Raw genomic sequence first — 20,548 nt, forward strand, 5'->3', positions numbered from 1 at the left:
CGGCGTGTTCGTTTGGCGGGATAATTTACCCCGGTTCATATCTGTGAGAAGGAGCAACAAGGGTGAAGAACGAGCATATTACGTCCCCTGCTGATCCGGCCGATGCGGAAGATTTCGACGTGACGGCCGAAGCAATGAATCGCGGCCAGCGGGCTCGCCTGATTCGCAAGACAAGGACCGCGCTTGGTTTGTCGCAATCGGAGTTCGCAAATCGCTTTCGCGTTCCCGTTGGTACGCTGCGGGACTGGGAGCAAGCACGCGCCACTGCTCCGGATTTTGCCGTTGCTTATGTGCGCGTGATCGCGCAGCACCCCGATTTGGTTGCGCAGGCCGTCGCGTGAGCGCGCCTCGGAATTCGATTAAGCGCGGTGCTGCGGCCTATTTGATTTCCTCATCCCTGTGCGCGTCATAGGGATCCAGCCAGACCAAGTCCTTGGGCTGAAAGAACATTTCCCCGCGCCGCCGACGCGGCGCTGCTCTCATCTGTGTGACAAGCACAGAGACGAGAGCAGAGGAGAGAGTGCAGTCCTCCGATACGATTCCTACAGCGCCGCGCGTCTTATCAGACGCGCAACGGTCGTTGTAGCACTTCGATCTGCTGCATGTTTTTGTCCTTGATCGGCAACGATCAAGGGAACCATGCAGTACGCCGCGCAGTCGGTACTCAAGGAATTCAAGCGCATCGAGCCATGCGTGCCGACAAAACCGACCAGAGCTTCAACGCCATAATCCATCTCGCAGCGGCCGTCATAACCTCAAGATGAATCTCAACGCGCCTCAGACTCGCATCGGCATCAGCACGTAGAGCGCATCCTCCGCGGCAAGATCGCGCACGAGCGTCGGCGAACCGGGATCGGCCAGCAGGAAGACCGCCTCGCTGCCGGTCAGTTGCCCGGTGATGTCGAGCAGATATTTGGCGTTGAACCCGATCTCCAGCGGATCGCTTTCGTAGCCGACCGGCAGTTCTTCGGTGGCGCTGCCGGAATCCGGATTGTTCACGGTCAGCGTCATCTGGCCGTCGGCAAGCGCAAGCTTCACGGCGCGGCCGCGTTCGGAAGAGATCGTGGAGACACGGTCGACGGCCTGCGAGAAGGACTGGCAATCGACGCGCAGTTCCTTGTCGTTGCTGGCGGGGATCACGCGCTGATAGTCTGGGAAGGTTCCGTCGATCAGCTTCGACGTCATGACGATGGAGCCGATCGTCAGGCGGATCTTCGCGTCCGATACCTCGACCATCACCACCACGTCCGGATTGTCGAGCAGTTTCTGCAGCTCGCTGACGGTCTTGCGCGGAATAATGATGCCGGGCATGCCCTCGGAGCCGGAGGGCGCTTCGACATCCGCACGGGCGAGCCGGTGGCCGTCGGTCGCGACGGCGCGCAGCTTCAGGTCGCCGTTGTTCTCGACCGTGTGCACGAAGATGCCGTTCAAATAGTAGCGTGTCTCTTCCGTCGAGATGGCGAACTGGGTGCGGTCGATCAGCATCTTGAGATCGGGCGCCTTCAGGCGGAAGGAGTGCGAGAACGTGCCGGCGGTCAGATCGGGAAAATCCGACTGCGGCAGGCACTGCAGCGAAAACTTGGAGCGGCCGGAGGCGACCGTCATCGCCGTGCCTTCCGCATTGGTGACCAGCAGCACCTCCGAGCCGTCCGGCAGCTTGCGGACGATGTCGTAGAGCAGATGCGCCGGAACGGTGGTGGCGCCGGCCTGTTCCACCTGCGCAGGCGTCGCCTCGGTGATCTCCAGGTCGAGGTCGGTCGCCTTCATTTCGAGGCTGGCGCCGTCGGAGCGCAAAAGCACGTTCGAAAGGATCGGGATGGTGTTTCGCCGTTCGACCACGCGGTGGACATGGTTCAGCGATTTCAAAAGGTTGGACCGCTCGAGAGTAATACGCATGGATGCTACCGCTTTCAACCATTGCCGCGCGGGCGAGGGGACCGCCGCGGCGTCAACTGCGTGCCCGGCCGCTCGGCCGGAAGGATGTGGACCGGCAAAATGGCAGAAAGAGAGCCGCAAAAGCAAGGGGTTTTGAGGCCTCTTCCCCAAATGCGAGACTGCAGGCGCGCCCGCCCTTGCCCCGGGCTCCCCGCTCACTCATAAAGGGCGCGAACCCGGCTTGGCCGGAATGGTCGATCGGAATGATCGGGCCGGGAGTGATTGGGAAGGCGGCGTTGCAAAAGCAGCAATCCACGGATGCATCCGAAAAGGAACGGCGGCGCGGTTTTCGCCTGCACGATATCAACATTCCTGCGCGCCCGCTGGAGCCGTGCCTTTATCTCGTGGCAACGCCGATCGGCAATCTCGGCGACATCACGCTGAGAGCCCTCGAGACGCTTGCGGGGGCCGATGTGCTCGCCTGCGAGGACACGCGGGTGACGCGGGTGCTGCTGGACCGCTACGGTATCGTCAATCGGCCCACCGCCTATCACGAGCACAATGCCGCCGAGGCGGGGCCGCGGCTGCTTGCGGCACTCGGCGATGGGAAATCGGTGGCGCTCGTCTCCGATGCCGGTACGCCGCTCGTCTCCGATCCGGGCTACCGCCTGGCGCAGCAGGCGGTCGAGGCGGGATACCGGGTCGTTCCCATACCTGGCCCCTCGGCGCCGCTTGCCGCCCTCGTCGGCTCCGGCCTGCCGAGCGATGCCTTCCTCTTCGCAGGCTTTCTGCCGGTGAAGGACAAGGCGAAGCGCGACCGGCTCGCCGAACTCGCGTCCGTTCCCGCCACTCTCATCTTCTTCGAGTCCCCGCATCGCATTGCCGCGACCGTCACTGCTGCCGCGCAGGTCCTCGGCGCAGACAGGAGGGCGGCCGTCTGCCGCGAACTGACCAAGACCTTCGAGGAGTTCCGCCGCGGAACGCTCGGCGAACTCGCGGCGAGTTACGACGAAAGCGCCAATGTGAAAGGCGAGATCGTCCTCGCGATCGGTCCGCCGGAGGCAAAGCCCCAGCCGGAGGCGGCCGACGTCGACGCCTTGCTCAAGGAACTCGCCCGCGACCTGCCGATGGGCAAGGCCGCGACCGAGGCGGCGCGCCGCACGGGGCTGGCGCGCAAGGAGCTTTACGACCGGCTCCTTCATCTCAAGGATAGCGATGAAGGCTGAGCGACCGGACACCCGCAAGCTGAAGGCGCTGAAGCGGGGCCACATCGCCGAATACCGCGCCGCACTCTGCCTGATGCTCAAGGGCTATCGCATCGTTGCCATGCGCTATCGCACCAGGCTCGGCGAGATCGACATCATCGCCCGGCGCGGCGACCTGGTCGCCTGCGTCGAAGTAAAGGCCCGGATGAGCCTGGACGATGCGGTCTTCGCCGTGACCGACACGGCGCAACGGCGCATCCGGGCGGCAAGCGATCTCTGGCTGTCGCGTCAGGGCGATTTCCACCGCCTGTCGGTGCGATACGACATTGTCGCCGTAGCGCCGTGGCGTTGGCCGCGACACCTGCCGGACGCCTTTTGATAGGCGGGAGCGGCAGGAGCCTTCTTGCCTAACCACGGTACGCATTCTACATCTTGCGGGCTTTTCGGCGGTGCCGCCTCGTCGCGAATACGAGGGGCGGAGCATCGCGTCGAATTGCCGTATAATTCGATTTCTGACCGGCGCCGGTCGAAGGAACTATGCGCATCGTGGATCCAATCGGGAACGGGAAAATGGCAGGAATCGTCAATGTCGGGGTCCAGATGGACCATGTTTCGGGCATCACCATTGCGGGCGATTCGACCTTCGCGATGAGCCTGGAGGCGCAGGCCCGAGGCTACCGCCTGTTCCACTACACGCCCGAAAAGCTGTCGCTCCGGGACGGCAGGGTCTATGCGACCGCGCAGCAGATGCGGTTGCGCGACGTCAAGGGCGACCACTTCACCCTCGGCGAAGAGGAGCGGATCGATCTTTCGACCATGGACGTCATCCTGCTTCGCCAGGATCCGCCATTCGACATGGCCTATATCACTTCGACGCATCTGCTCGAACGGCTGCACCCGAAGACGCTGGTCGTCAACGATCCGGCCTGGGTCAGGAACTCGCCTGAGAAGATCTTCGTGACCGAGTTTCCGGATCTGATGCCCAAGACCCTGATCACTCGCGACCCGGACGAGATCGCCCGCTTCCGCCAGGAGATGGGCGACATCATCCTGAAACCACTCTACGGCAATGGCGGCGCCGGCGTGTTCCACTCCGCCCGTGACGACCGCAATTTCTCGTCGCTCCTCGAAATGTTCGCGCAGATGTTCCGCGAGCCCTATATCGCCCAGGAATATCTGCCGGCGGTGCGCAAGGGCGACAAGCGCATCCTGCTCGTCGACGGCGAGCCGGTCGGCGCGATCAATCGCGTTCCGGCCGAGCACGATTCGCGCTCCAACATGCATGTGGGTGGGCGCGCGGAGGCAACCGACCTGACGGCGCGCGAGCGGGAGATCTGCAACCGCATCGGCCCGGCGCTGAAGGAACGCGGCTTCCTCTTCGTCGGCATCGACGTGATCGGCGATTACCTGACCGAGATCAACGTCACTTCGCCGACCGGCATCCGCGAGGTGAAGAAGTTCGGCGGTGCCGATGTCGCAAGCCTGCTCTGGGACGCGATCGAGAAGAAGCGCGCCTGATCTTTACGAGCCGCCACTCTCGCTCTTGATGTTCTATTATTGTTCTTGTTTTCGAGCGTATTCCGTGCAAGATTTGCGGTTGCAACCGGTTTTGGTTGTGACGGCGTGTGTGGGCCGCCGTGCTGGAGCGGGATTGCGGAAGGACGATGATCCTCCGCGCTCCGCTCGAAATCAGGGGGCAGTATGGTCGCGCGCGTCAGCACGATTGCGTTTCAGGGTATCGAGGGCGTTCCGGTCGACGTCCAGGTGATGGTTGCACCCGGCAAGGTCGGTATGCAGATCGTCGGACTGCCGGACAAGGCGGTGGCCGAAAGCCGCGAGCGCGTCCAGGCGGCGCTTCATGCATCGGGACTGGCGCTTCCCGCCAAGCGGGTGACCGTCAATCTGGCGCCGGCGGACCTACCGAAAGAAGGAAGTCATTTCGATCTCGCCATCGCGCTCGGCCTGATGGCGGCGCTCGGCGCTGTGCCTGCGGACGCGCTGTCCGGCTATGTCGTTATCGGCGAACTCAATCTCGACGGTACCATCGCAGCCGTCGCCGGCGCGCTGCCGGCGGCGATCGGCGCGAATGCGCTCGGCAAGGGGCTGATCTGCCCGGCGGAAAGCGGGCCCGAGGCGGCCTGGGCCGGATCGGAGATCGATATTCTCGCCCCGCGCAGCCTGATCGCCATCGCCAATCATTTCCGCGGCACGCAGGTGCTCTCCCGTCCCGAGCCGGCGGTCCGGGCGGCCGCCGAGGGCCTTCCCGATCTTGCCGACATCAAGGGCCAGGAAAGCGCCAAGCGGGCGCTGGAGGTCGCAGCGGCGGGCAATCACAATCTGCTGATGGTCGGCCCGCCCGGGTCGGGCAAGTCGATGCTTGCGGCGCGGCTCCCCTCCATCCTGCCGCCGCTTTCGCCCGCCGAACTGCTCGAAGTCTCGATGATCCATTCGATCGCCGGGCAATTGCCGGGCGGCAAGCTTTCGGACCGCCGGCCCTTCCGCGCGCCGCACCATTCCGCCACCATGGCGGCGCTGATCGGCGGCGGCTTCCGCGCGAAGCCGGGAGAGGCGTCGCTCGCCCATAACGGCGTGCTCTTTCTCGACGAGCTTCCGGAATTTGCACCACAGACGCTCGACGCTCTGCGCCAGCCGCTCGAAACCGCCACCTGCATCATCGCGCGGGCCAATCATCGCGTCACCTATCCGGCGGCGATCCAGCTCATTGCCGCCATGAATCCCTGCCGCTGCGGCATGGCCGGCGAGCCGGGCCGGAGCTGCGCCCGCGGGCCGCGCTGCATGGCCGATTATCAGGCGCGGATCTCCGGGCCGCTGATGGATCGCATCGATATCCGCGTCGACGTCCCGGCTGTCAGCGCCGCCGACTTGATCCGCCCCGGCACATCCGAGCCGAGCGCCGCCGTCGCCCGCCGCGTCGCCCGCGCCCGCGAGCTGCAGAGAGACCGCTTCGCCGGCCTCGGTCATCCCGAGCTGACGAGCAACGCCCGCTCATCGACGACGATGATCGAAAAGATCGCCGAGCCCGACGCCGCCGGCCTGCAGCTTCTGCGCGACGCGGCGGAGAAGATGAAATTTTCGGCGCGCGGCTACCACCGGGTGCTGAAGGTCGCCCGCACCCTCGCCGACCTCGACGAGGCGCCGACGGTCGGCCGCATCCATCTCGCCGAAGCGATCTCCTACAGGGTGGCGGGAGAGAGACTACCCGTCGCCGCGTAGGGGGCCGGCGTCGATGGAAAAAGCCGTCACCCTACGCGCGGGAGAGGCCGGGTCAGGGGCCGAAAGTTCGATTTGATTTCATTTCGACGGAGAAGAAGGGAGCTGCGGGTTTGCCGCGAGTCCCTTCGCCCCGCCTGCGGGGAGAAGGTGGCCGGCAGGCCGATCAGGGGCGCTCGCCGGCACCTCCGGCGCTACGCTCCCAATCCCTCGAACAGCACCGTCGAAAGATATCGTTCGGCAAAGGACGGTATGATCACGACGATATTCTTGCCGGCATTTTCCCCGCGCTGTCCCACCTCTATCGCCGCCTGGAGCGCGGCACCGGCGGAGATGCCGACCGGCACGCCTTCGAGTCTTGCGACGAGCCGCGCCGCCTCTATGGCCTCGCCGGCATTTACCGTGACGACTTCGTCATAGACGCTCGTGTCGAGGATCGCCGGTGCGAAACCGGCGCCGATACCCTGGATCTTGTGCGGACCCGGGGCGCCGCCGGAAAGGATAGGGGATTCTTCGGGCTCGACGGCGATCACCTTGACCGACGGCTTGCGGGCTTTAAGCACCTGGCCGGCACCGGTGATGGTGCCGCCGGTGCCGATGCCGGACACGAGGATGTCGACTGCGCCTTCCGTGTCGTTCCAGATCTCCTCGGCGGTGGTCGTGCGGTGGATTTCCGGATTGGCCGGGTTTTCGAACTGCTGCGGAATGATCGCGTCGGGCAGCGTCTCGGTGAGTTCCTGGGCCTTGGCGATTGCGCCCTTCATGCCCTTGGCGCCTTCCGTCAGCACCAGTTCGGCGCCGAGAAGCGTCAGCATCTTGCGGCGCTCGACCGACATCGTCTCGGGCATGGTGAGGATCAGCCTGTAGCCCTTGGCGGCCGCGACGAAGGCGAGTGCTATGCCCGTATTGCCCGAAGTCGGCTCTACCAGCGTCGTGCGGCGGGGCGTGATCTTCCCTTGCGCCTCGAGCGATTCGATCATCGCGACGCCGATGCGGTCCTTGACGGAGCCAATCGGGTTGAAGAATTCGAGCTTGGCGAGCAGGTTCGCCTTCACGCCCTTTTCCTTGGCGAGCTTGTCCAGCCGCACGATGGGAGTGTCGCCGATCGTCTCGGTGATCGAAGAAAAGACGCGGCCGCGGCCGGGCTTGCGCGCTTCAGGCATAGGTTTCTCCCTTCGTTTTTTAAATCGTCGCTGCGACAATAGGAGCTATGCGCGCTTGCTTCCAGAGCGGGAAAGCCCTGGATCGATGATGCTGAAGGAAAAAACCGTTGAGAAGCGGCCGGCGGGGGAATCTTTTTTCAGGTCGCGCGGGTCGCAATGTAGGCGGCCGTTCCGGCGAGAATGCCCGCCGCGGCCCGGTTCAGGACCTTCAGCGCCTGCGGCTCTTTCAGGAGCGAGCGGGCGCGGGCCGCAAGCAGCATATAGGGCAGCAGCACGGCAAGAAGCACGAGGAAAGTCGCGACGAGCAGCAGGCCGTAGTCGCGGATCCCTATCGAGGCGAGGTCGATCAGCGTCGGAACGAGCGCCACGTAGAAAAGCATCGTCTTGGGATTGCCGAGCGTGACCGTCAGGCCCGAGATGAAGGAGAGCGCCGCACTCGTCGACTTCCGCGCCTCGATGTTCTGCGACAGGAGCCCGGCCGTCCAGAGCTTCCAGGCGATATAGCCGAGATAGAGCGCTCCGGCGATCTTCACGACCAGAAACGCGGTCGTGAATGTCTGGGCGATGAAGGCGAGCCCGAGAACCACCGCCGTCAGATAGACCATGTCGCCGACGATGAGGCCGAGGCCCATGAAGAAGGTTTCCCGAAAGCCCGATCCCAGGGCTCGGGCAACGAGCGCCGTCACGCCCGGGCCGGGAATGATGCCGGCGATGAAGAGAGCGCCGCTATAGGCGAGAAGAGCCGCAAGTGTCACGATCGTTCCTCCTGATAGGGGCGGGTGTACCGCAATCTGCCGCAAAGGAAAATCCGGGTGTCCCCCGCATCTACGCGCGAAAATTGATCGGGTGACAAGAACGGCGTTGCCCTTGGCGGTAGAGCCGTACACTTTCCGGAAAAACATGGGAGACCGGCGCACCATGCCCGAAATTCAGAACCTCCTGGGCTTCGCCCTGATCGCATTCGGCATGGTGCTGACGCCGGGGCCGAACATGATCTATCTGATCTCCCGCTCGATCTGCCAGGGACCGGGGGCGGGACTGATCTCGCTCGGGGGCATAGCGCTCGGCTTCGTCTGTTACATGGTGTCTGCCGCGCTCGGCATTACCGCCCTGCTTCTGGCGGTTCCCTTTGCCTATGACGCCCTTCGTTTCGCAGGTGCGCTTTACCTGCTTTACCTTGCCTGGCAGGCCGTTCGTCCCGGCGGCCGCTCGATTTTTCAAGTGCGGGACCTCCCGAAGGATCGCCCGCGCAAGCTCTTCGCGATGGGCCTCTTCACCAGCCTGCTCAATCCGAAGGTAGCCATCCTTTACGTGTCGCTGCTGCCGCAATTCATCCGCCCCGAGGCCGGCAACGTGCTTGCGCAGTCGCTGATCTTCGGCAGCGTGCAGATCGCGATCAGCGTCAGCGTCAATGCGCTGATCGCGATGACCGCCGGAGCGGTGGCCGCCTTCCTCTCCGGTCGGCCGTCCTTCGTGCTGGTGCAGCGTTGGCTCATGAGCACGGCGCTGGCGGGTCTTGCCATCAGCATGGCCTCGGAGGCCCGGCGTTAGAGGCTTTCCTCCGCCGGACGCTTGGCGGACGATGACGATGGCCAAAGGGTCCAGCCGAGATTGGTGCCCGCGGCAGCGATGAGGATCGCGACCGAGCCCGCGATCTGCACCGGCTGCAGAGCGTGTCCGAACGCGATGCGGTCAACCAGGATCGCGGCCACCGGATAGATGAAGGAAAGGGCGCCGGTCATGTGGGTCGGCAGCTTCTGTATGGCGCCGTAAAGCAGAATATACATGATGCCGGTATGAACCACGCCGACGGTCAGGAGCAGCGTCCACTGGAGCGTTCCCTGCGGCAGCGGCGCGGCGAGGGCGAAGGGGGCGAGCATGGCCGCTCCGGTGATGACCTGCACCAGCGCGATCAGATGCGGCGGCGTACCCTTGAGGAGCTTGGTAACGAGCGCCGCGATGGCGTAGAAGAAGGCGGCGCCGAGCGACAGTGCTATCCCGGTGAGATAGTCGCTGGGCTCATAAGTGCCCGCGGGCTTGGCGAGGACGATCGCGATCATGCCCGCGAAGGAGAGCGAGAGCCAGAGGAGTTTGCTGGCGGTGATCTTCTCTCCGATAAAGAGCGCACCGAGGCCGAGCAGCATGAAGGGCTGCGTGTTGTAGACCATGGTCGCGATGGAGATCGAGGCGCGGGGATAGGCGGCGAAGAGCAGGAGCCAGTTCACGACGATCGCGACGCCGCCCAGAGCGGAAAGAATGATGACCTTCATCCGCAAATGTCTCAGGTCGATGAGGCCGAAGACCGCCGCAAGCGCGGCGAGCGTCGCAGCCCCGAACACGCAACGCCAGAAGACGACGCCCGCGACCGGCTGGCCCGACATCAGAACGAACCAGCCGATCGTTCCCGAAATCAGCATCGCCGCCGTCATTTCCGCGCTTCCGCGCCGTATGTCCTTATCCATGGCCTTTTGCTCCATCCATTATGCTGCAAGAATAATGAGCCTGGTGGCGCAGGGATATGGATTTTGAGAGGAAATTATGGGAGGATACCTAACAGATTAAGGCGATAAGGCTAAATTGACTTACGAGGAAGTTGCATGCTGGACGAGCTCGACCGCCGCATTCTCGAAATTCTGGCCGCCAATGCCCGGGTGTCGTTGAAGGAGCTGGCGCAGGAGGCCGGCCTTTCCTCGCCGAGCGCGGCGGAGCGGCTGCGCAAGCTCGAGGAGCGCGGCGTGCTCGATGGTTTCACCATCTCGGTCAATCCGGCGCGTCTCGGCTATCCGCTGCAGGCGATCGTCCGCATCCGGCCGATGCCGGGCATGCTGCATATCGTCGAAAGGCTGATCCAGGAAACGCCCGAATTCATCGAATGCGACAAGGTCACGGGGGACGACTGCTTCATCGCCAAGATGCTGGTGCGCGACATGGCGGAACTCGACACGATCCTCGATCGCATCGCGGAAAAGGCGCAGACGAACACGTCGATCGTCAAATCCTCGCCGGTCAAGCGGCGCCTGCCGCCGCTTATTTAGTTCCGGTCGAGCCGAAGCCGCCGGCCCCGCGCGCTGTCGTCGTCGCGCCATCTGCCTCGCGGATCGCCAGCTGGGTCACCGGGGCGATCACGATCTGGGCGATACGCATGCCGCGCTCGACCGCGAAGTCCTCCGCACCGAGATTGACGAGCAGCACCTTCACCTCTCCGCGATAGTCGCTGTCGACGGTGCCCGGCGTGTTGAGGCAGGTGATGCCGTGCTTGAAGGCCAGCCCGGAGCGTGGCCGGATCTGTCCTTCATGACCGGCGGGGATCTCGAAGATAAAGCCCGTTGGGACCAATGCGCGGTCTCCCGGCCGGATCGTCATCGGGTCCTCGGCCGGCACGGCCGCGCGCAGGTCCATGCCGGCTGCACCCGCGGTCTCGTAGGCCGGCAGGTCGAGACCCTCGCCATGAGGCAGGCGGACCAGGGTGAGGCCGGGAGTCGGGGCAGGTCGATTTTCGGGCGTGTGCATGGTCATTCCGTCATAAGCACGGCCGGGCTTGCCGCAGTCAATTGCATATTGGCCCCCGAGCCTGTAAAGGACGCCGCAACTCACAGGATACTCAGATCATGGCCGAAAGCATTGCCGAGGCGGTCTCCCGCCGCCGCACATTTGCGATCATTTCGCACCCGGACGCCGGTAAGACGACGCTCACCGAGAAGCTTCTGCTCTTCGGCGGCGCGATCCAGCTCGCCGGCGAGGTCAAGGCCAAGAAGGACCGCATCCAGACCCGCTCGGACTGGATGAAGATCGAGCGCGAGCGCGGCATCTCCGTCGTCACCTCGGTGATGACCTTCGAATATAACGATACTGTTTTCAACCTGCTCGATACGCCCGGTCACGAGGACTTTGCCGACGACACCTACCGCACGCTGACGGCGGTCGATGCGGCTGTCATGGTGATCGACGCGGCAAAGGGTATCGAGCCGCGCACGCTCAAGCTCTTCGAGGTCTGCCGCCTGCGCGATATCCCGATCATCACCTTCGTCAACAAGATGGACCGCGAAAGCCGCGACCCCTTCGAAATCCTCGACGAGGTCGAGCAGAAGCTGGCGCTCGACTGCGCGCCGGTCACCTGGCCGATCGGACGCTCCAAGACCTTCTGCGGCACCTATCATCTTGCCACCGACGAGGTGCGCGGCGCCGACACGCAGGAGCGGCTGACAAAGGTCAACGATCCGGAAATGGCTTCGCACCGTCTGCCCGAGAACGAACGCGACACGTTCATCGAAGAAGCGTCGCTGGCGATCGAGGCCTGCAAGCCCTTCGACCGTAAGGCTTTCCTCGAAGGGCACCTCACGCCGGTGTACTTCGGCTCGGCGCTGCGGAACTTCGGCGTGCGCGACCTGATCAATGGGCTCGCCGACTTCGCGCCGCCGCCGCGGGCCCAGGTTGCCGACATCCGCACCGTCGAGGCGACGGACGACAGAATGACCGCCTTCGTCTTCAAGATCCAGGCGAACATGGACCCGAACCACCGCGACCGCATCGCCTTCGTCCGCGTCTGCTCGGGCAAGCTCGAGCGCGGCATGAAGGCGCGGCTTTCGCGCACCGGCAAGCAGATGGGGTTGACGGCGCCGCAGTTCTTCTTCGCCTCGCAGCGCCAGCTCGCCGATACGGCTTTCGCCGGCGACGTCGTCGGCATCCCGAACCACGGCACGCTCAGGATCGGCGATACGCTGACCGAGGGCGAGCCGCTCGTCTTCCAGGGCGTGCCGAACTTCGCACCGGAAATTCTCCGCCGCGTCCGGCTGGAAGATGCGATGAAGGCGAAGAAGCTGAAAGAGGCGCTGCAGCAGATGGCGGAAGAGGGCGTCGTGCAGCTCTTTTCTCCGGACGACGGCGCGCCTGCGATCGTCGGCGTCGTCGGCGCGCTCCAGCTTGACGTTCTCAAGGAACGCCTGCAGGCGGAATACAGTCTGCCGGTCTCCTTCGAGATGTCCCGCTTCTCCATCTGCCGCTGGATCTCCGCCGAGAACCCGGCCGAACTCGAAAAGTTCATCGCGACCCACCGCGGCGACATTGCGCGGGACCTTGACGGGGACCCGGTGTACCTGGCGCAGGACGGGTTCTCGCTGCGCTACGAATCGGAGCGCTATCCGGCGGTCAAGATGGTGGCGATCAAGGAGTATCACGTCGCCAAGGCGGCGTGATCGCGCCTGCGCCGGATTCCCCTATCCGGCCCGCTCCGGACTGGCCCTGCGAAGACCGAGGCTCAGCACGGCGATCAGCACGCACGCCATGCCGATCATCTGATTGGCGGTGATCGTCTCGCCGAGAACGGCAGCGGCGAGGAGCAGCGCGGAAACCGGTGCCAAGGCGGTGAAGACCGAGGCCTCGGTGCCGCTCACCTTCTGAAGTCCCGCATACCAGAGCACGAAGCCCCCGACCGTCGGCACGAGCGCGTAATAGGCGACCGCCGCGAGCGCCGGCGCGCCTGTCGCACCCATCGAAGGAAGCTCTGCAAGCGCGAACGGGAGCGCAATGGCACCACCGAAGCCCGTCATCAGCGCCGACAGGCCAAGCGGCGGAATCGCGACGCTGACGCGCTTGTTGAGCAGGATGAACAGGCCTTCGCAGATGACCGCGCCGAAGATCAGCGCGCTGCCGGCGAGCGAATGCGCGGCGTTTGCATCCGGCCGGAAGACGATCGCGAGAACGCCGGCCGCCGCCAGGCAAACGGCCGCGAACACGGAGCGATGCGGACGCTCGCCGAGAACCATGATGGCGATTGCGGCGGAGACGACGGGGAGCGTCCCGATGATGACGCCGGCATCGGCCGCAGAGGTGAGCTTCAGGCCGGAAATGAGCAGAGTCGTGTAGCCGACGCTGCCGGCGCCTGCCTGAAACAGGAGGATGAGCCAATCGCTCTTCGGCAGCTTGGGCCAGGACGCCCCGGTCGCGCGCATCAGGCCCAGGAAAAGAGGGAAGGCGATGGCAAAACGCAGCGCCGTTGCCGTGAACGGCGGCAGGCCGGCGGCGATGATCTTGCTCGCGATCACGGTGCTGCCGACGAGCACCATGGCGAGCGACAAAAAGACATATCCCTGAACCTGCTTCGACATTCTGCCACCGTTCCCGATTGATGATGGGGGCAGAAAGACCGATCGGCAGCGCGCGGTCTTGTACGAAATTGCAAGGCGGCGAAATCAGTTCACCGCTTGCGCGTAGACACCGGGGGAGAAGCCGTATTTGCGCACGAACACGCGTGTCATGTGGCTCTGGTCCACGAAGCCGCCCGCAGCTGCCGCTTCCGCGAGCGGCGTGCCCCCGGCGATCAGCCGCCGGACGACGTCTATCCGGCGTTGGAGGAGATAGGCATGGGGCGTCAGTCCCGTCGCCTTGGAGAAACCGCGCACGAGCTGGAAGCGGCTCAGGCCGCTCTCGCGGGCGAGGTCCGCGAGCGTAAGCGATGCCAGCGGATCGTCCTCGATAAGGCTCACGGCCGAGGCGACCGACTTCGGCACGCCTGCCGGCGCATCCGGCGAGGCAAGCTGCATCGCCTCCGCGAACAGGGTGACGGCCAGTTCATCCCAGCGAAGCATCGTCTCGGTGCCGTCGGCGGCCGCGGCAGCCGCAAAGATCGCGCCGAAGCGGGCTGCCAGCCCGGTACTTCTGATCACCGGGTCCGAGAATTCGCAATCCGACCTCTTCCCATCGGTGACGTCATCGACGAGCGAGGCGACCAGCGGCGGATCGAGATAGAGCATCCGCCAGGACCGGCCCGCGTCGCCGATCGGGGCTCCGTCGTGGACCTCACCGGGATTGACGGTGATCACGTCGCCCGCTTCCGCCTCGACGGTTCCGCGGCCGCTCAGCGACGTTTGCGCACCCGCATGGATCAGGCCGATGCCGAACTGCTCGTGCGTATGGCGCGCGAAACTGTGATTCGTCGTCGCTTCCACCACGTCGACGCCGGCGATGCGGCGCGGCAGCATTCTGAAATTCCCTTTCGCCATGTACCGTCCGCTGTCCCGTTCCTCGTTGAGCCCTTATGGTGGTATAGCGCTTCCATTCCCTGCCGCCTAGCGCAGGTGGCCCGATAGCTTCGCCGGATCAGGAGGAAACCGAGATGCTCTACACGGCACGGACGCTGAAGCGGCTGCGGCTCCTGAACGGCATGAAACAGAGCCATGTGGCGGAGCTCATGCGGGTGACGCAGGCGACGATATCGCGCTGGGAAGCGGGCGTCCTGACACCTTCCGAAAATCAGCAGCAGGCGCTGGAGCGCCTATTCGCCAGGGTGCCCTCAGCCGCCGATGCGGCTCTCAAGCGGCTGGTCGAAAGCTCGAGCGCGAGGGTTCACCTGATCTGCGACCACTCGCACCGGCTGCTGGCTGCTTCGCCCCGGCGGCGGGCGGAGTGGCGGCGGGAAATGGTCGGCGAGCCGATGTTCCGTTATGCCTCGCAGGAGATCCGGAAGGCGGAACGCGATCTCGCGGAGCTCGGCTGGCACGATGGCCGTTTGGCTTTCCTGACCGTCGAGACCGGGCCCAACGGCCGCGACGACGTTCCCATCTCTGCCGGTCGCGTGCTTTGGGAGCGCATACCACTCGCCGACGGCGCGATGGGCCGGCTGGTCACCGCGATCTCGTGAGCGAACGCATAATTTATGCCTTGCCGGCTTCGCCGCGCTGCGCCTAGCCTCAAGGCAACAAGGAGCGACGCATGACGACACTGGTGACGGGAAGCGCCGGCCATCTGGGTGAGGCATTGATAAGGGTACTGCGCGCGGCCGGCCGCGACGTTCGCGGCATCGACATCAAGAGCTCGCCATTCACCGATGCCGTCGGGTCGATCGCCGACCGCCGCTTCGTCCGTCACGCAATGAAGGACGTGCGCGCAGTCATCCATTCCGCGACCCTGCACAAGCCGCATGTGGCGACGCACGGTTATCGCGAGTTCGTCGATACCAATGTCGCGGGCACGGTCAATCTGCTGGAAGAGGCAGCCGGGGCGGGCGTCGGCGCCTTTGTCTTCACCAGCACCACGAGCGCCTTCGGTTCGGCCCTGACGCCGGCGCCCGGCGAGCCGGCAGCCTGGATCACGGAGGACGTCCAGCCGATCCCGCGCAACATCTATGGTGTGAGCAAAGTTGCGGCGGAGGGATTCTGCGAGCTTTTCGCGCGGCGGCACGGTCTGCCCGCCGTCATTCTCCGGACCTCGCGCTTCTTTCCCGAGCCCGATGACGATGCGGAAATCCGCGGCCGCTTTGAAACGGCCAATGCGCAGGCGAATGAATTGCTCTACCGGCGCGCGGATATCGAGGATGTCGTGAGCGCCCATCTATCGGCCCTCGACCGGGCGATGGAGATCGGCTTTGGCCGTTTCATCGTCTCGGCCCCGACGCCGTTCACGCGCGACGATCTCGCGTCTCTGCGGGAGGATGCCCCATCCGTCGTCTTCAGCCGCTTTCCCGAATGCGAGGCGCTTTATGCGCAACGGGGGTGGCGGCTCTTTCCGACGATCGATCGGGTCTATGTGAGTGCCCGCACGACGGCTTGTCTCGGCTGGCGGCCGAAATACGATTTTGGCCATGTGTTGAAATGCCTGCGCCGCGGCGAGGATTTCCGCAGCCCGCTCGCAATCGAGATCGGGTCCAAGGGCTACCACGACACGGTCTTTGCGGATGGCCCCTATCCGGTCGCCTGAACCGTCAATCCCGTGGCAGCCCCGGCAGCTTGCCGATCTCGCCGGACCAGGGCAGGGCGGAGGAACACCAGATCTGCTTGCGGGGTGCAAGTTCGCGCCGCTGATTTATGGTGCCGACGCGGATGCCGATCTCCTCTGCGTCCTCGTCGGTGCCCGTCGTGTAGACCGGCGAGCCGCAATCGGGGCAGAAGAATTGCAGCCGCTTGCGTCCGTTTTCGCCGGTCTTGACGTAAAGCTTCGGCTCGCCGCCCGTCAGCCGGAACGATGATCGCGGCGTGCTGGTGCTGACGCGGTAGGCGGTGCCGGTCAGCCGTTGGCAATCGTTACAATGGCAGATCGTTACGTGCTCCGGATCGATCTCCGCCTCGTAGGTAACGAAGCCGCAATGGCACTGTCCGTCGATATGCATGAAACGCTCCTCGTCGCTTGCTTCGGCAAGATACGATAGGGCGAAGACTCCATTCGTCCAGTGCGACGTCCGCCGGTCAGACGCCGGTGAACAGCCACTCGTGTTCCCTCGCATTGTGGAACTTCCAGATCCGCTTCGGCCCCGCCATGACGTTGAGATAATAGGAATCGTAGCCGTGGACCGCAGCCACCGGATGGTAGCCCCTCGGTACCAGCGTCACGTCCCCATCCTCCACCGCCATGGCCTCGTCCAGCGAACGGTCGTCGGTATAGACGCGTTGCATTGCAAAACCCTGCGGCGGGTTGAGGCGGTGGTAATAGGTCTCCTCGAGATAGCTTTCGGCCGGCAGGTTGTCCTGGTCGTGTTTGTGCGGCGGGTAGGAGGAGGTGTGGCCGCCCGGCGTGATCACCTCGACGACCAGCAGCGACTGCGCCGATTCGTCGTCTTCCGGCATGATATTGGTGACGTAGCGGGTATTGGTGCCCCGGCCGCGCGTCATCTGCGGGTGCGTGCCGGGGCGGATGATTTTCGCCTCGAAGCCTTCCCCGCCCGGCGCGGAGCAGACGGCGAGGTCGAGATCCGTGGTCGCTTCGGCCTGCCAGCTGCTGCCCCTCGGCACATAGACCGCATAGGGCTGGCCCTCGAAAGGCGTCATGCGCTCGCCGAGCTCGCCGAAGTCCTCGCCATCGACCGAAACCCTGGCTTTTCCGCTGACGAGTACCAGGCAGAGTTCCTTCTCGCCCGCTTCGCCGCCGGTCGTCTCGTTGGGCCGCAGCCGATGGAGGGCGAAACCGACATAGGTCCAGCCGGCACTTTCCGGCGTGATCTCCTGCATCAGGCCGGATTGCGCTTTCGGTTTGATGAGCAGTTTGGACATTCGGCGGTCTCCTGATCTCGCGTCTGTAGGTCTGCCCCTCTCCATAGCCCTCTGGAAGGGGTGGCATCTCCCTTCTCCCGGCTTGCGGGGAGAAGGTGGCGGCAGCCGGGTGAGGGGCGTCTACGCGTCGAGCCCCGCTTCCTTCGCAAAGGCCTTCAGCGACTTCAGCCCGAGCGATTGGTACTCGAACGGATTGCGCACGGCCGAGTCCTGCTCGGCTTCGATGACCAGCCAGCCATCATAGCCGTGCTGGGCGGCGATCTTCAGAACCGGCAGGAAATCGACGCCCCCTTCCGCATCGCCCGGAACGGTAAAGACGCCGCGTCGCACACCCTCGAGGAAGGACAGGCCTTCGCTTTCGACCACCGCGCGGACCGCCGGGCGGACGTTCTTGCAATGAATGTGGCGGACGCGGTCCATATATCTCCGCGCCACGTCCGCCGGATCGGAACCACCGAACCAGGCATGGCCGGTGTCGAGCAGCAGTTTGGTCGCCGGGCCGGTGTTCCGCATCAGGAGGTCGATCTCCTCGCCGGTCTGGACGATTGTGCCCATGTGGTGGTGGTAGACCAGATCGATGCCCTGGCCGGCGCAATATTGGGCGATCGCCTCGAGGTCGGCGCCGAATTTCTCCCACTTGTCCGCCGGCAGAACCGGCTTGTCCTTCACGAGCGACTTGGAATCGTCGCCGTGAATGGCGTTCGAGGTTTCGCAGACGATCGCCACCCTGCAGCCATTATGCTTCAGAAGGTCGAGATGCGGCTGGATAGCCTTCTTCTCCGCTTCGACATCATGGGTGAGGAGGTTGGTCGAGTGCCAGCCCGAGACGAAGACGAGATCGTAACTTGAGAGCTTCTGCTTCAGCGCTTCGGGGTCGGACGGCATCTTGTGGCCCTTCTCGATGCCGTCGAAGCCGATCTTCTTGCAATCGGAGAGGCAGTCCTCGAGCGTCAGATGCGCGCCGATCGAATGGTCGTCGTCATTGCTCCAGGCGATCGGGTTGGTTCCGTAACGGATCATGTGTTTTGCTTTCTGCTGCGTGGTCTGTTCGGGGCAGTCGGTTCGTAGTTTCGTTTTTGGTGCGCCGAGGATGCCGCAGTGTGGCCCCTCATCCGCCTGCGGCATCTTCTCCCCGCGTGCGGGGAGTAAGGGACAAGCCGCGCTGTCCCCGCCCTGCGGGGAGAGGGTTAGGGGCCGCCGGCCGGACGCCAGTGTCAACCAAACCGCTGGGCCTGGAGGGCCTTCTCGTAGCCTTCGCGGGCGGCCTTCACCTGGTCTCGGTCCGAAACCTCCGGTACCGCGACGTCCCACCAGTGCCCGCCGGCCTCCGTTGTGATCAGCGGATCGGTATCGATGACGATGACGGTCGTGCGCGCCTCGTCGGCGGTCTCCGCGAGCGCAGTTTCGAGCTCGGGGATCGAGCCGACCTTGCGGGTCACGGCGCCCATGGCGGCGGCGTGCGCGGCGAAGTCGATCCGAGGCAGCTCCACATGATGGGTGTCCTTCAACAGATTGTTGAAGTTGGCACCGCCCGTTCCCATCTGCAGCCGGTTGATGCAACCATAGCCGGCATTGTCGAGCAGCACGACGGTGAATTTGGCGCCGAGCATGACGGAGGAGGCGATCTCCGAGTTCAGCATCATGTAGCTGCCGTCGCCCACCATGACGATCACGTCGCTATCGGGCTTGGCAAGCTTTACGCCCAGACCGCCGGCGACTTCGTAGCCCATGGTCGAAAAGCCGTATTCCATGTGATAGCCGCCCGGCTCCTCCGCCTGCCACAGCTTGTGCAGCTCGCCCGGAAGCCCCCCGGCGGCGCAGACGAGCGTCGTTTGCCTGCCGCCGCGGGCGCGCTGGACGGCGCCGATGACCTGAGCGTCGGAGGGAAGCGCGGCATTGGTGGTGGCGGTCGCTCTCTCGGCTTCAGCAAGCCACTCGGCCTTGCCCGCTTTTGCCCTCTCGGTCCAGGCTGTATCGGCCTTGTGGCTGCCGAGACCGCCGGAAATGCGGTTGAGGCCGGCCCGCGCGTCGGCAATCAGCGGCTGTCCCTGGTGCTTGCCGGCGTCGAACGCCTGGACGTTGAGGCCGATGATCTTCAGCGCCTCGTTTTTGAAGAGCGCCCAGGAACCGGTGGTGAAATCCTGCAGCCGTGAGCCGACGGCGAGCACGACATCGGCCTCTTCCGCCAATGCGTTGGAGGCGGACGTGCCGGTGACGCCGATGGAACCCATGTTCAGCGGATGCGAATGCGGCAGAGCGGACTTGCCGGCCTGGGTCTCCATGACCGGAATGCCGTGTTTCTCGGCGAACGCAGCGAGTTCGGCGCTCGCTTCCGAGTAGAGCACGCCGCCACCGGCGATGATGATCGGCTTCTTCGCGGATCTGAGCGCCTCGATTGCCGATGCCAGCTCGTCGAGATCAGGCTCGATGCGGCGCGGAACCCAGACCTTCTCGTCGAAGAAGGATTCCGGATAGTCGTAGGCTTCCGCCTGCACGTCCTGGCAGAGCGATAGCGTCACCGGCCCGCATTCGGCAGGATCGGTCAGGACCTGCATGGCGCGGCGGAGCGCCGGGATGATCTGCTCGGGCCGGGTGATGCGATCGAAATACCGCGAGACGGGCTTGAAGCAGTCATTCGCCGAGATCGTGCCGTCCCCGAAACTCTCCACCTGCTGCAGCACCGGATCGGGCCTGCGGTTGGCGAAGACGTCGCCGGGAAGGAGGAGAACCGGCAGTCGATTGACATGCGCCAGCGCGGCCGAGGTCACCATGTTGAGCGCGCCCGGGCCGATCGAGGTGGTGCAGGCCATGAAGCGGCGGCGGAAGCTCGCCTTGGCGAAGGCGATCGCCGCATTCGCCATGCCCTGTTCGTTCTGGGCGCGGTAGGTCGGGAGCGTTTCGCGAACGCCGTAAAGCGCTTCGCCGACGCCGGCGACATTGCCATGGCCGAAGATGGCGAAGACGCCGCCGAAGATCGGCACCCGCTCGCCGTCGATGATCGTCATCTGCCGGGTCAGGAACCGCGCCACGGCCTGTGCCATGGTCAGACGCACGGTTTTCTGGCTCATTTGTTTCCTCCTCGCGGCCGCATCCTCGC

At 64.6% G+C, this 20,548-nt stretch carries 21 protein-coding genes; 10 read left to right on the forward strand and 11 right to left on the reverse strand.

Annotated features, from left to right (window positions below; genetic code table 11):
• The first annotated feature begins 62 nt into the window (after positions 1-62).
• Complete coding sequence (locus CN933_RS14310) at positions 63-341, forward strand: helix-turn-helix domain-containing protein (RefSeq protein ID WP_018093942.1); 279 nt, start codon at positions 63-65, stop codon at positions 339-341.
• Between the two features lie 436 nt (positions 342-777).
• Here the strand turns inward: CN933_RS14310 and dnaN are convergent, their stop codons facing one another.
• Positions 778-1,896, reverse strand: coding sequence for a DNA polymerase III subunit beta (dnaN, locus tag CN933_RS14320; protein ID WP_018093944.1), 1,119 nt, complete (start codon positions 1,894-1,896; stop codon positions 778-780).
• A 242-nt stretch (positions 1,897-2,138) separates the two neighbouring features.
• Between dnaN and rsmI the strand changes: the two genes are divergently transcribed.
• The 4 genes from rsmI to CN933_RS14340 all read left to right on the forward strand — a co-directional run bounded on the left by rsmI (position 2,139) and on the right by CN933_RS14340 (position 6,314).
• A complete protein-coding gene (rsmI, locus tag CN933_RS14325; RefSeq protein ID WP_026168507.1) occupies positions 2,139-3,101 on the forward strand; it encodes a 16S rRNA (cytidine(1402)-2'-O)-methyltransferase in 963 nt (320 codons plus the stop codon).
• Positions 3,091-3,459: a YraN family protein gene (locus CN933_RS14330; RefSeq protein WP_018093945.1), complete on the forward strand. Its 369-nt coding sequence runs from the start codon at positions 3,091-3,093 to the stop codon at positions 3,457-3,459. The genes rsmI and CN933_RS14330 overlap by 11 nt, the downstream gene beginning before the upstream one ends.
• A gap of 191 nt (positions 3,460-3,650) precedes the next feature.
• Positions 3,651-4,598 carry a glutathione synthase gene (gene gshB / locus CN933_RS14335; protein ID WP_026168508.1) on the forward strand — a complete coding sequence of 316 codons (948 nt, stop codon included), beginning with the start codon at positions 3,651-3,653 and terminating at the stop codon, positions 4,596-4,598.
• A 183-nt stretch (positions 4,599-4,781) separates the two neighbouring features.
• The gene (locus CN933_RS14340) at positions 4,782-6,314 is read left to right on the forward strand and encodes a YifB family Mg chelatase-like AAA ATPase (RefSeq protein ID WP_018093947.1); all 1,533 of its coding nucleotides are present in this window, start codon (positions 4,782-4,784) and stop codon (positions 6,312-6,314) included.
• A 191-nt stretch (positions 6,315-6,505) separates the two neighbouring features.
• Here CN933_RS14340 and cysK read toward each other — a convergent pair whose 3' ends face one another.
• Positions 6,506-7,474 carry a cysteine synthase A gene (gene cysK / locus CN933_RS14345; RefSeq protein ID WP_018093948.1) on the reverse strand — a complete coding sequence of 323 codons (969 nt, stop codon included), beginning with the start codon at positions 7,472-7,474 and terminating at the stop codon, positions 6,506-6,508.
• 137 nt (positions 7,475-7,611) lie between these two features.
• Positions 7,612-8,229 carry a LysE family translocator gene (locus CN933_RS14350; RefSeq protein WP_018093949.1) on the reverse strand — a complete coding sequence of 206 codons (618 nt, stop codon included), beginning with the start codon at positions 8,227-8,229 and terminating at the stop codon, positions 7,612-7,614.
• Between the two features lie 163 nt (positions 8,230-8,392).
• On the opposite strand from CN933_RS14350, the gene CN933_RS14355 reads away from it, so the two are divergent.
• A complete protein-coding gene (locus tag CN933_RS14355) occupies positions 8,393-9,025 on the forward strand; it encodes a LysE family translocator (RefSeq protein ID WP_026168509.1) in 633 nt (210 codons plus the stop codon).
• Here CN933_RS14355 and CN933_RS14360 read toward each other — a convergent pair.
• Positions 9,022-9,936 (reverse strand): DMT family transporter, encoded by a 915-nt coding sequence (locus CN933_RS14360; protein ID WP_018093951.1) that lies wholly within the window; start codon positions 9,934-9,936, stop codon positions 9,022-9,024. The genes CN933_RS14355 and CN933_RS14360 overlap by 4 nt on opposite strands.
• Positions 9,937-10,071: 135 nt before the next feature.
• Between CN933_RS14360 and CN933_RS14365 the strand changes: the two genes are divergently transcribed.
• Positions 10,072-10,509 (forward strand): Lrp/AsnC family transcriptional regulator, encoded by a 438-nt coding sequence (locus tag CN933_RS14365; RefSeq protein WP_003527801.1) that lies wholly within the window; start codon positions 10,072-10,074, stop codon positions 10,507-10,509.
• Here CN933_RS14365 and dut read toward each other — a convergent pair.
• Positions 10,502-10,984: a dUTP diphosphatase gene (dut, locus tag CN933_RS14370; RefSeq protein WP_026168510.1), complete on the reverse strand. Its 483-nt coding sequence runs from the start codon at positions 10,982-10,984 to the stop codon at positions 10,502-10,504. The two genes, CN933_RS14365 and dut, sit on opposite strands and share 8 nt — an antisense overlap.
• Positions 10,985-11,082: 98 nt before the next feature.
• Between dut and CN933_RS14375 the strand changes: the two genes are divergently transcribed.
• Positions 11,083-12,666 (forward strand): peptide chain release factor 3, encoded by a 1,584-nt coding sequence (locus CN933_RS14375; protein WP_018093953.1) that lies wholly within the window; start codon positions 11,083-11,085, stop codon positions 12,664-12,666.
• A gap of 21 nt (positions 12,667-12,687) precedes the next feature.
• Here CN933_RS14375 and CN933_RS14380 read toward each other — a convergent pair whose 3' ends face one another.
• Entirely contained in the window at positions 12,688-13,578 is an 891-nt protein-coding gene (locus CN933_RS14380) for a DMT family transporter (protein ID WP_018093954.1), read from the reverse strand.
• Positions 13,579-13,662: 84 nt separating this feature from the next.
• On the reverse strand, positions 13,663-14,472 hold the full coding sequence (locus CN933_RS14385; protein ID WP_018093955.1) for an AraC family transcriptional regulator: 810 nt from the start codon (positions 14,470-14,472) through the stop codon (positions 13,663-13,665).
• 113 nt (positions 14,473-14,585) lie between these two features.
• On the opposite strand from CN933_RS14385, the gene CN933_RS14390 reads away from it, so the two are divergent.
• Together CN933_RS14390 and CN933_RS14395 are read left to right on the forward strand one after the other, a co-directional pair.
• A complete protein-coding gene (locus CN933_RS14390; protein WP_018093956.1) occupies positions 14,586-15,110 on the forward strand; it encodes a helix-turn-helix transcriptional regulator in 525 nt (174 codons plus the stop codon).
• Positions 15,111-15,181: 71 nt separating this feature from the next.
• Complete coding sequence (locus CN933_RS14395) at positions 15,182-16,165, forward strand: NAD-dependent epimerase/dehydratase family protein (RefSeq protein ID WP_018093957.1); 984 nt, start codon at positions 15,182-15,184, stop codon at positions 16,163-16,165.
• A gap of 4 nt (positions 16,166-16,169) precedes the next feature.
• Here CN933_RS14395 and CN933_RS14400 read toward each other — a convergent pair whose 3' ends face one another.
• The 4 genes from CN933_RS14400 to iolD form a co-directional block, all read right to left on the reverse strand.
• Positions 16,170-16,574: a GFA family protein gene (locus tag CN933_RS14400; protein ID WP_018093958.1), complete on the reverse strand. Its 405-nt coding sequence runs from the start codon at positions 16,572-16,574 to the stop codon at positions 16,170-16,172.
• A gap of 76 nt (positions 16,575-16,650) precedes the next feature.
• Complete coding sequence (gene iolB, locus CN933_RS14405) at positions 16,651-17,451, reverse strand: 5-deoxy-glucuronate isomerase (RefSeq protein WP_018093959.1); 801 nt, start codon at positions 17,449-17,451, stop codon at positions 16,651-16,653.
• A 120-nt stretch (positions 17,452-17,571) separates the two neighbouring features.
• Positions 17,572-18,471: a myo-inosose-2 dehydratase gene (gene iolE / locus CN933_RS14410; RefSeq protein WP_018093960.1), complete on the reverse strand. Its 900-nt coding sequence runs from the start codon at positions 18,469-18,471 to the stop codon at positions 17,572-17,574.
• Positions 18,472-18,665: 194 nt separating this feature from the next.
• The gene (iolD, locus tag CN933_RS14415) at positions 18,666-20,519 is read right to left on the reverse strand and encodes a 3D-(3,5/4)-trihydroxycyclohexane-1,2-dione acylhydrolase (decyclizing) (protein WP_018093961.1); all 1,854 of its coding nucleotides are present in this window, start codon (positions 20,517-20,519) and stop codon (positions 18,666-18,668) included.
• Positions 20,520-20,548: the final 29 nt, after the last annotated feature.

The sequence above is a fragment of the Sinorhizobium sp. M4_45 genome (assembly GCF_002885915.1).
GTDB lineage: Bacteria > Pseudomonadota > Alphaproteobacteria > Rhizobiales > Rhizobiaceae > Sinorhizobium > Sinorhizobium meliloti_A.

Excerpts from the sequence above, each read along its gene's own strand:
- dnaN (WP_018093944.1), bottom strand. The coding sequence starts at position 1,896 with ATGCGTATTACTCTCGAGCGGTCCAACCTTTTGAAATCGCTGAACCAT.
- rsmI (WP_026168507.1), top strand. The coding sequence starts at position 2,139 with ATGATCGGGCCGGGAGTGATTGGGAAGGCGGCGTTGCAAAAGCAGCAA.
- CN933_RS14330 (WP_018093945.1), top strand. The coding sequence starts at position 3,091 with ATGAAGGCTGAGCGACCGGACACCCGCAAGCTGAAGGCGCTGAAGCGG.
- gshB (WP_026168508.1), top strand. The coding sequence starts at position 3,651 with ATGGCAGGAATCGTCAATGTCGGGGTCCAGATGGACCATGTTTCGGGC.
- CN933_RS14340 (WP_018093947.1), top strand. The coding sequence starts at position 4,782 with ATGGTCGCGCGCGTCAGCACGATTGCGTTTCAGGGTATCGAGGGCGTT.
- cysK (WP_018093948.1), bottom strand. The coding sequence starts at position 7,474 with ATGCCTGAAGCGCGCAAGCCCGGCCGCGGCCGCGTCTTTTCTTCGATC.
- CN933_RS14355 (WP_026168509.1), top strand. The coding sequence starts at position 8,393 with ATGCCCGAAATTCAGAACCTCCTGGGCTTCGCCCTGATCGCATTCGGC.
- CN933_RS14360 (WP_018093951.1), bottom strand. The coding sequence starts at position 9,936 with ATGGATAAGGACATACGGCGCGGAAGCGCGGAAATGACGGCGGCGATG.
- CN933_RS14365 (WP_003527801.1), top strand. The coding sequence starts at position 10,072 with ATGCTGGACGAGCTCGACCGCCGCATTCTCGAAATTCTGGCCGCCAAT.
- dut (WP_026168510.1), bottom strand. The coding sequence starts at position 10,984 with ATGCACACGCCCGAAAATCGACCTGCCCCGACTCCCGGCCTCACCCTG.
- CN933_RS14375 (WP_018093953.1), top strand. The coding sequence starts at position 11,083 with ATGGCCGAAAGCATTGCCGAGGCGGTCTCCCGCCGCCGCACATTTGCG.
- CN933_RS14380 (WP_018093954.1), bottom strand. The coding sequence starts at position 13,578 with ATGTCGAAGCAGGTTCAGGGATATGTCTTTTTGTCGCTCGCCATGGTG.
- CN933_RS14385 (WP_018093955.1), bottom strand. The coding sequence starts at position 14,472 with ATGGCGAAAGGGAATTTCAGAATGCTGCCGCGCCGCATCGCCGGCGTC.
- CN933_RS14390 (WP_018093956.1), top strand. The coding sequence starts at position 14,586 with ATGCTCTACACGGCACGGACGCTGAAGCGGCTGCGGCTCCTGAACGGC.
- CN933_RS14395 (WP_018093957.1), top strand. The coding sequence starts at position 15,182 with ATGACGACACTGGTGACGGGAAGCGCCGGCCATCTGGGTGAGGCATTG.
- CN933_RS14400 (WP_018093958.1), bottom strand. The coding sequence starts at position 16,574 with ATGCATATCGACGGACAGTGCCATTGCGGCTTCGTTACCTACGAGGCG.
- iolB (WP_018093959.1), bottom strand. The coding sequence starts at position 17,451 with ATGTCCAAACTGCTCATCAAACCGAAAGCGCAATCCGGCCTGATGCAG.
- iolE (WP_018093960.1), bottom strand. The coding sequence starts at position 18,471 with ATGATCCGTTACGGAACCAACCCGATCGCCTGGAGCAATGACGACGAC.
- iolD (WP_018093961.1), bottom strand. The coding sequence starts at position 20,519 with ATGAGCCAGAAAACCGTGCGTCTGACCATGGCACAGGCCGTGGCGCGG.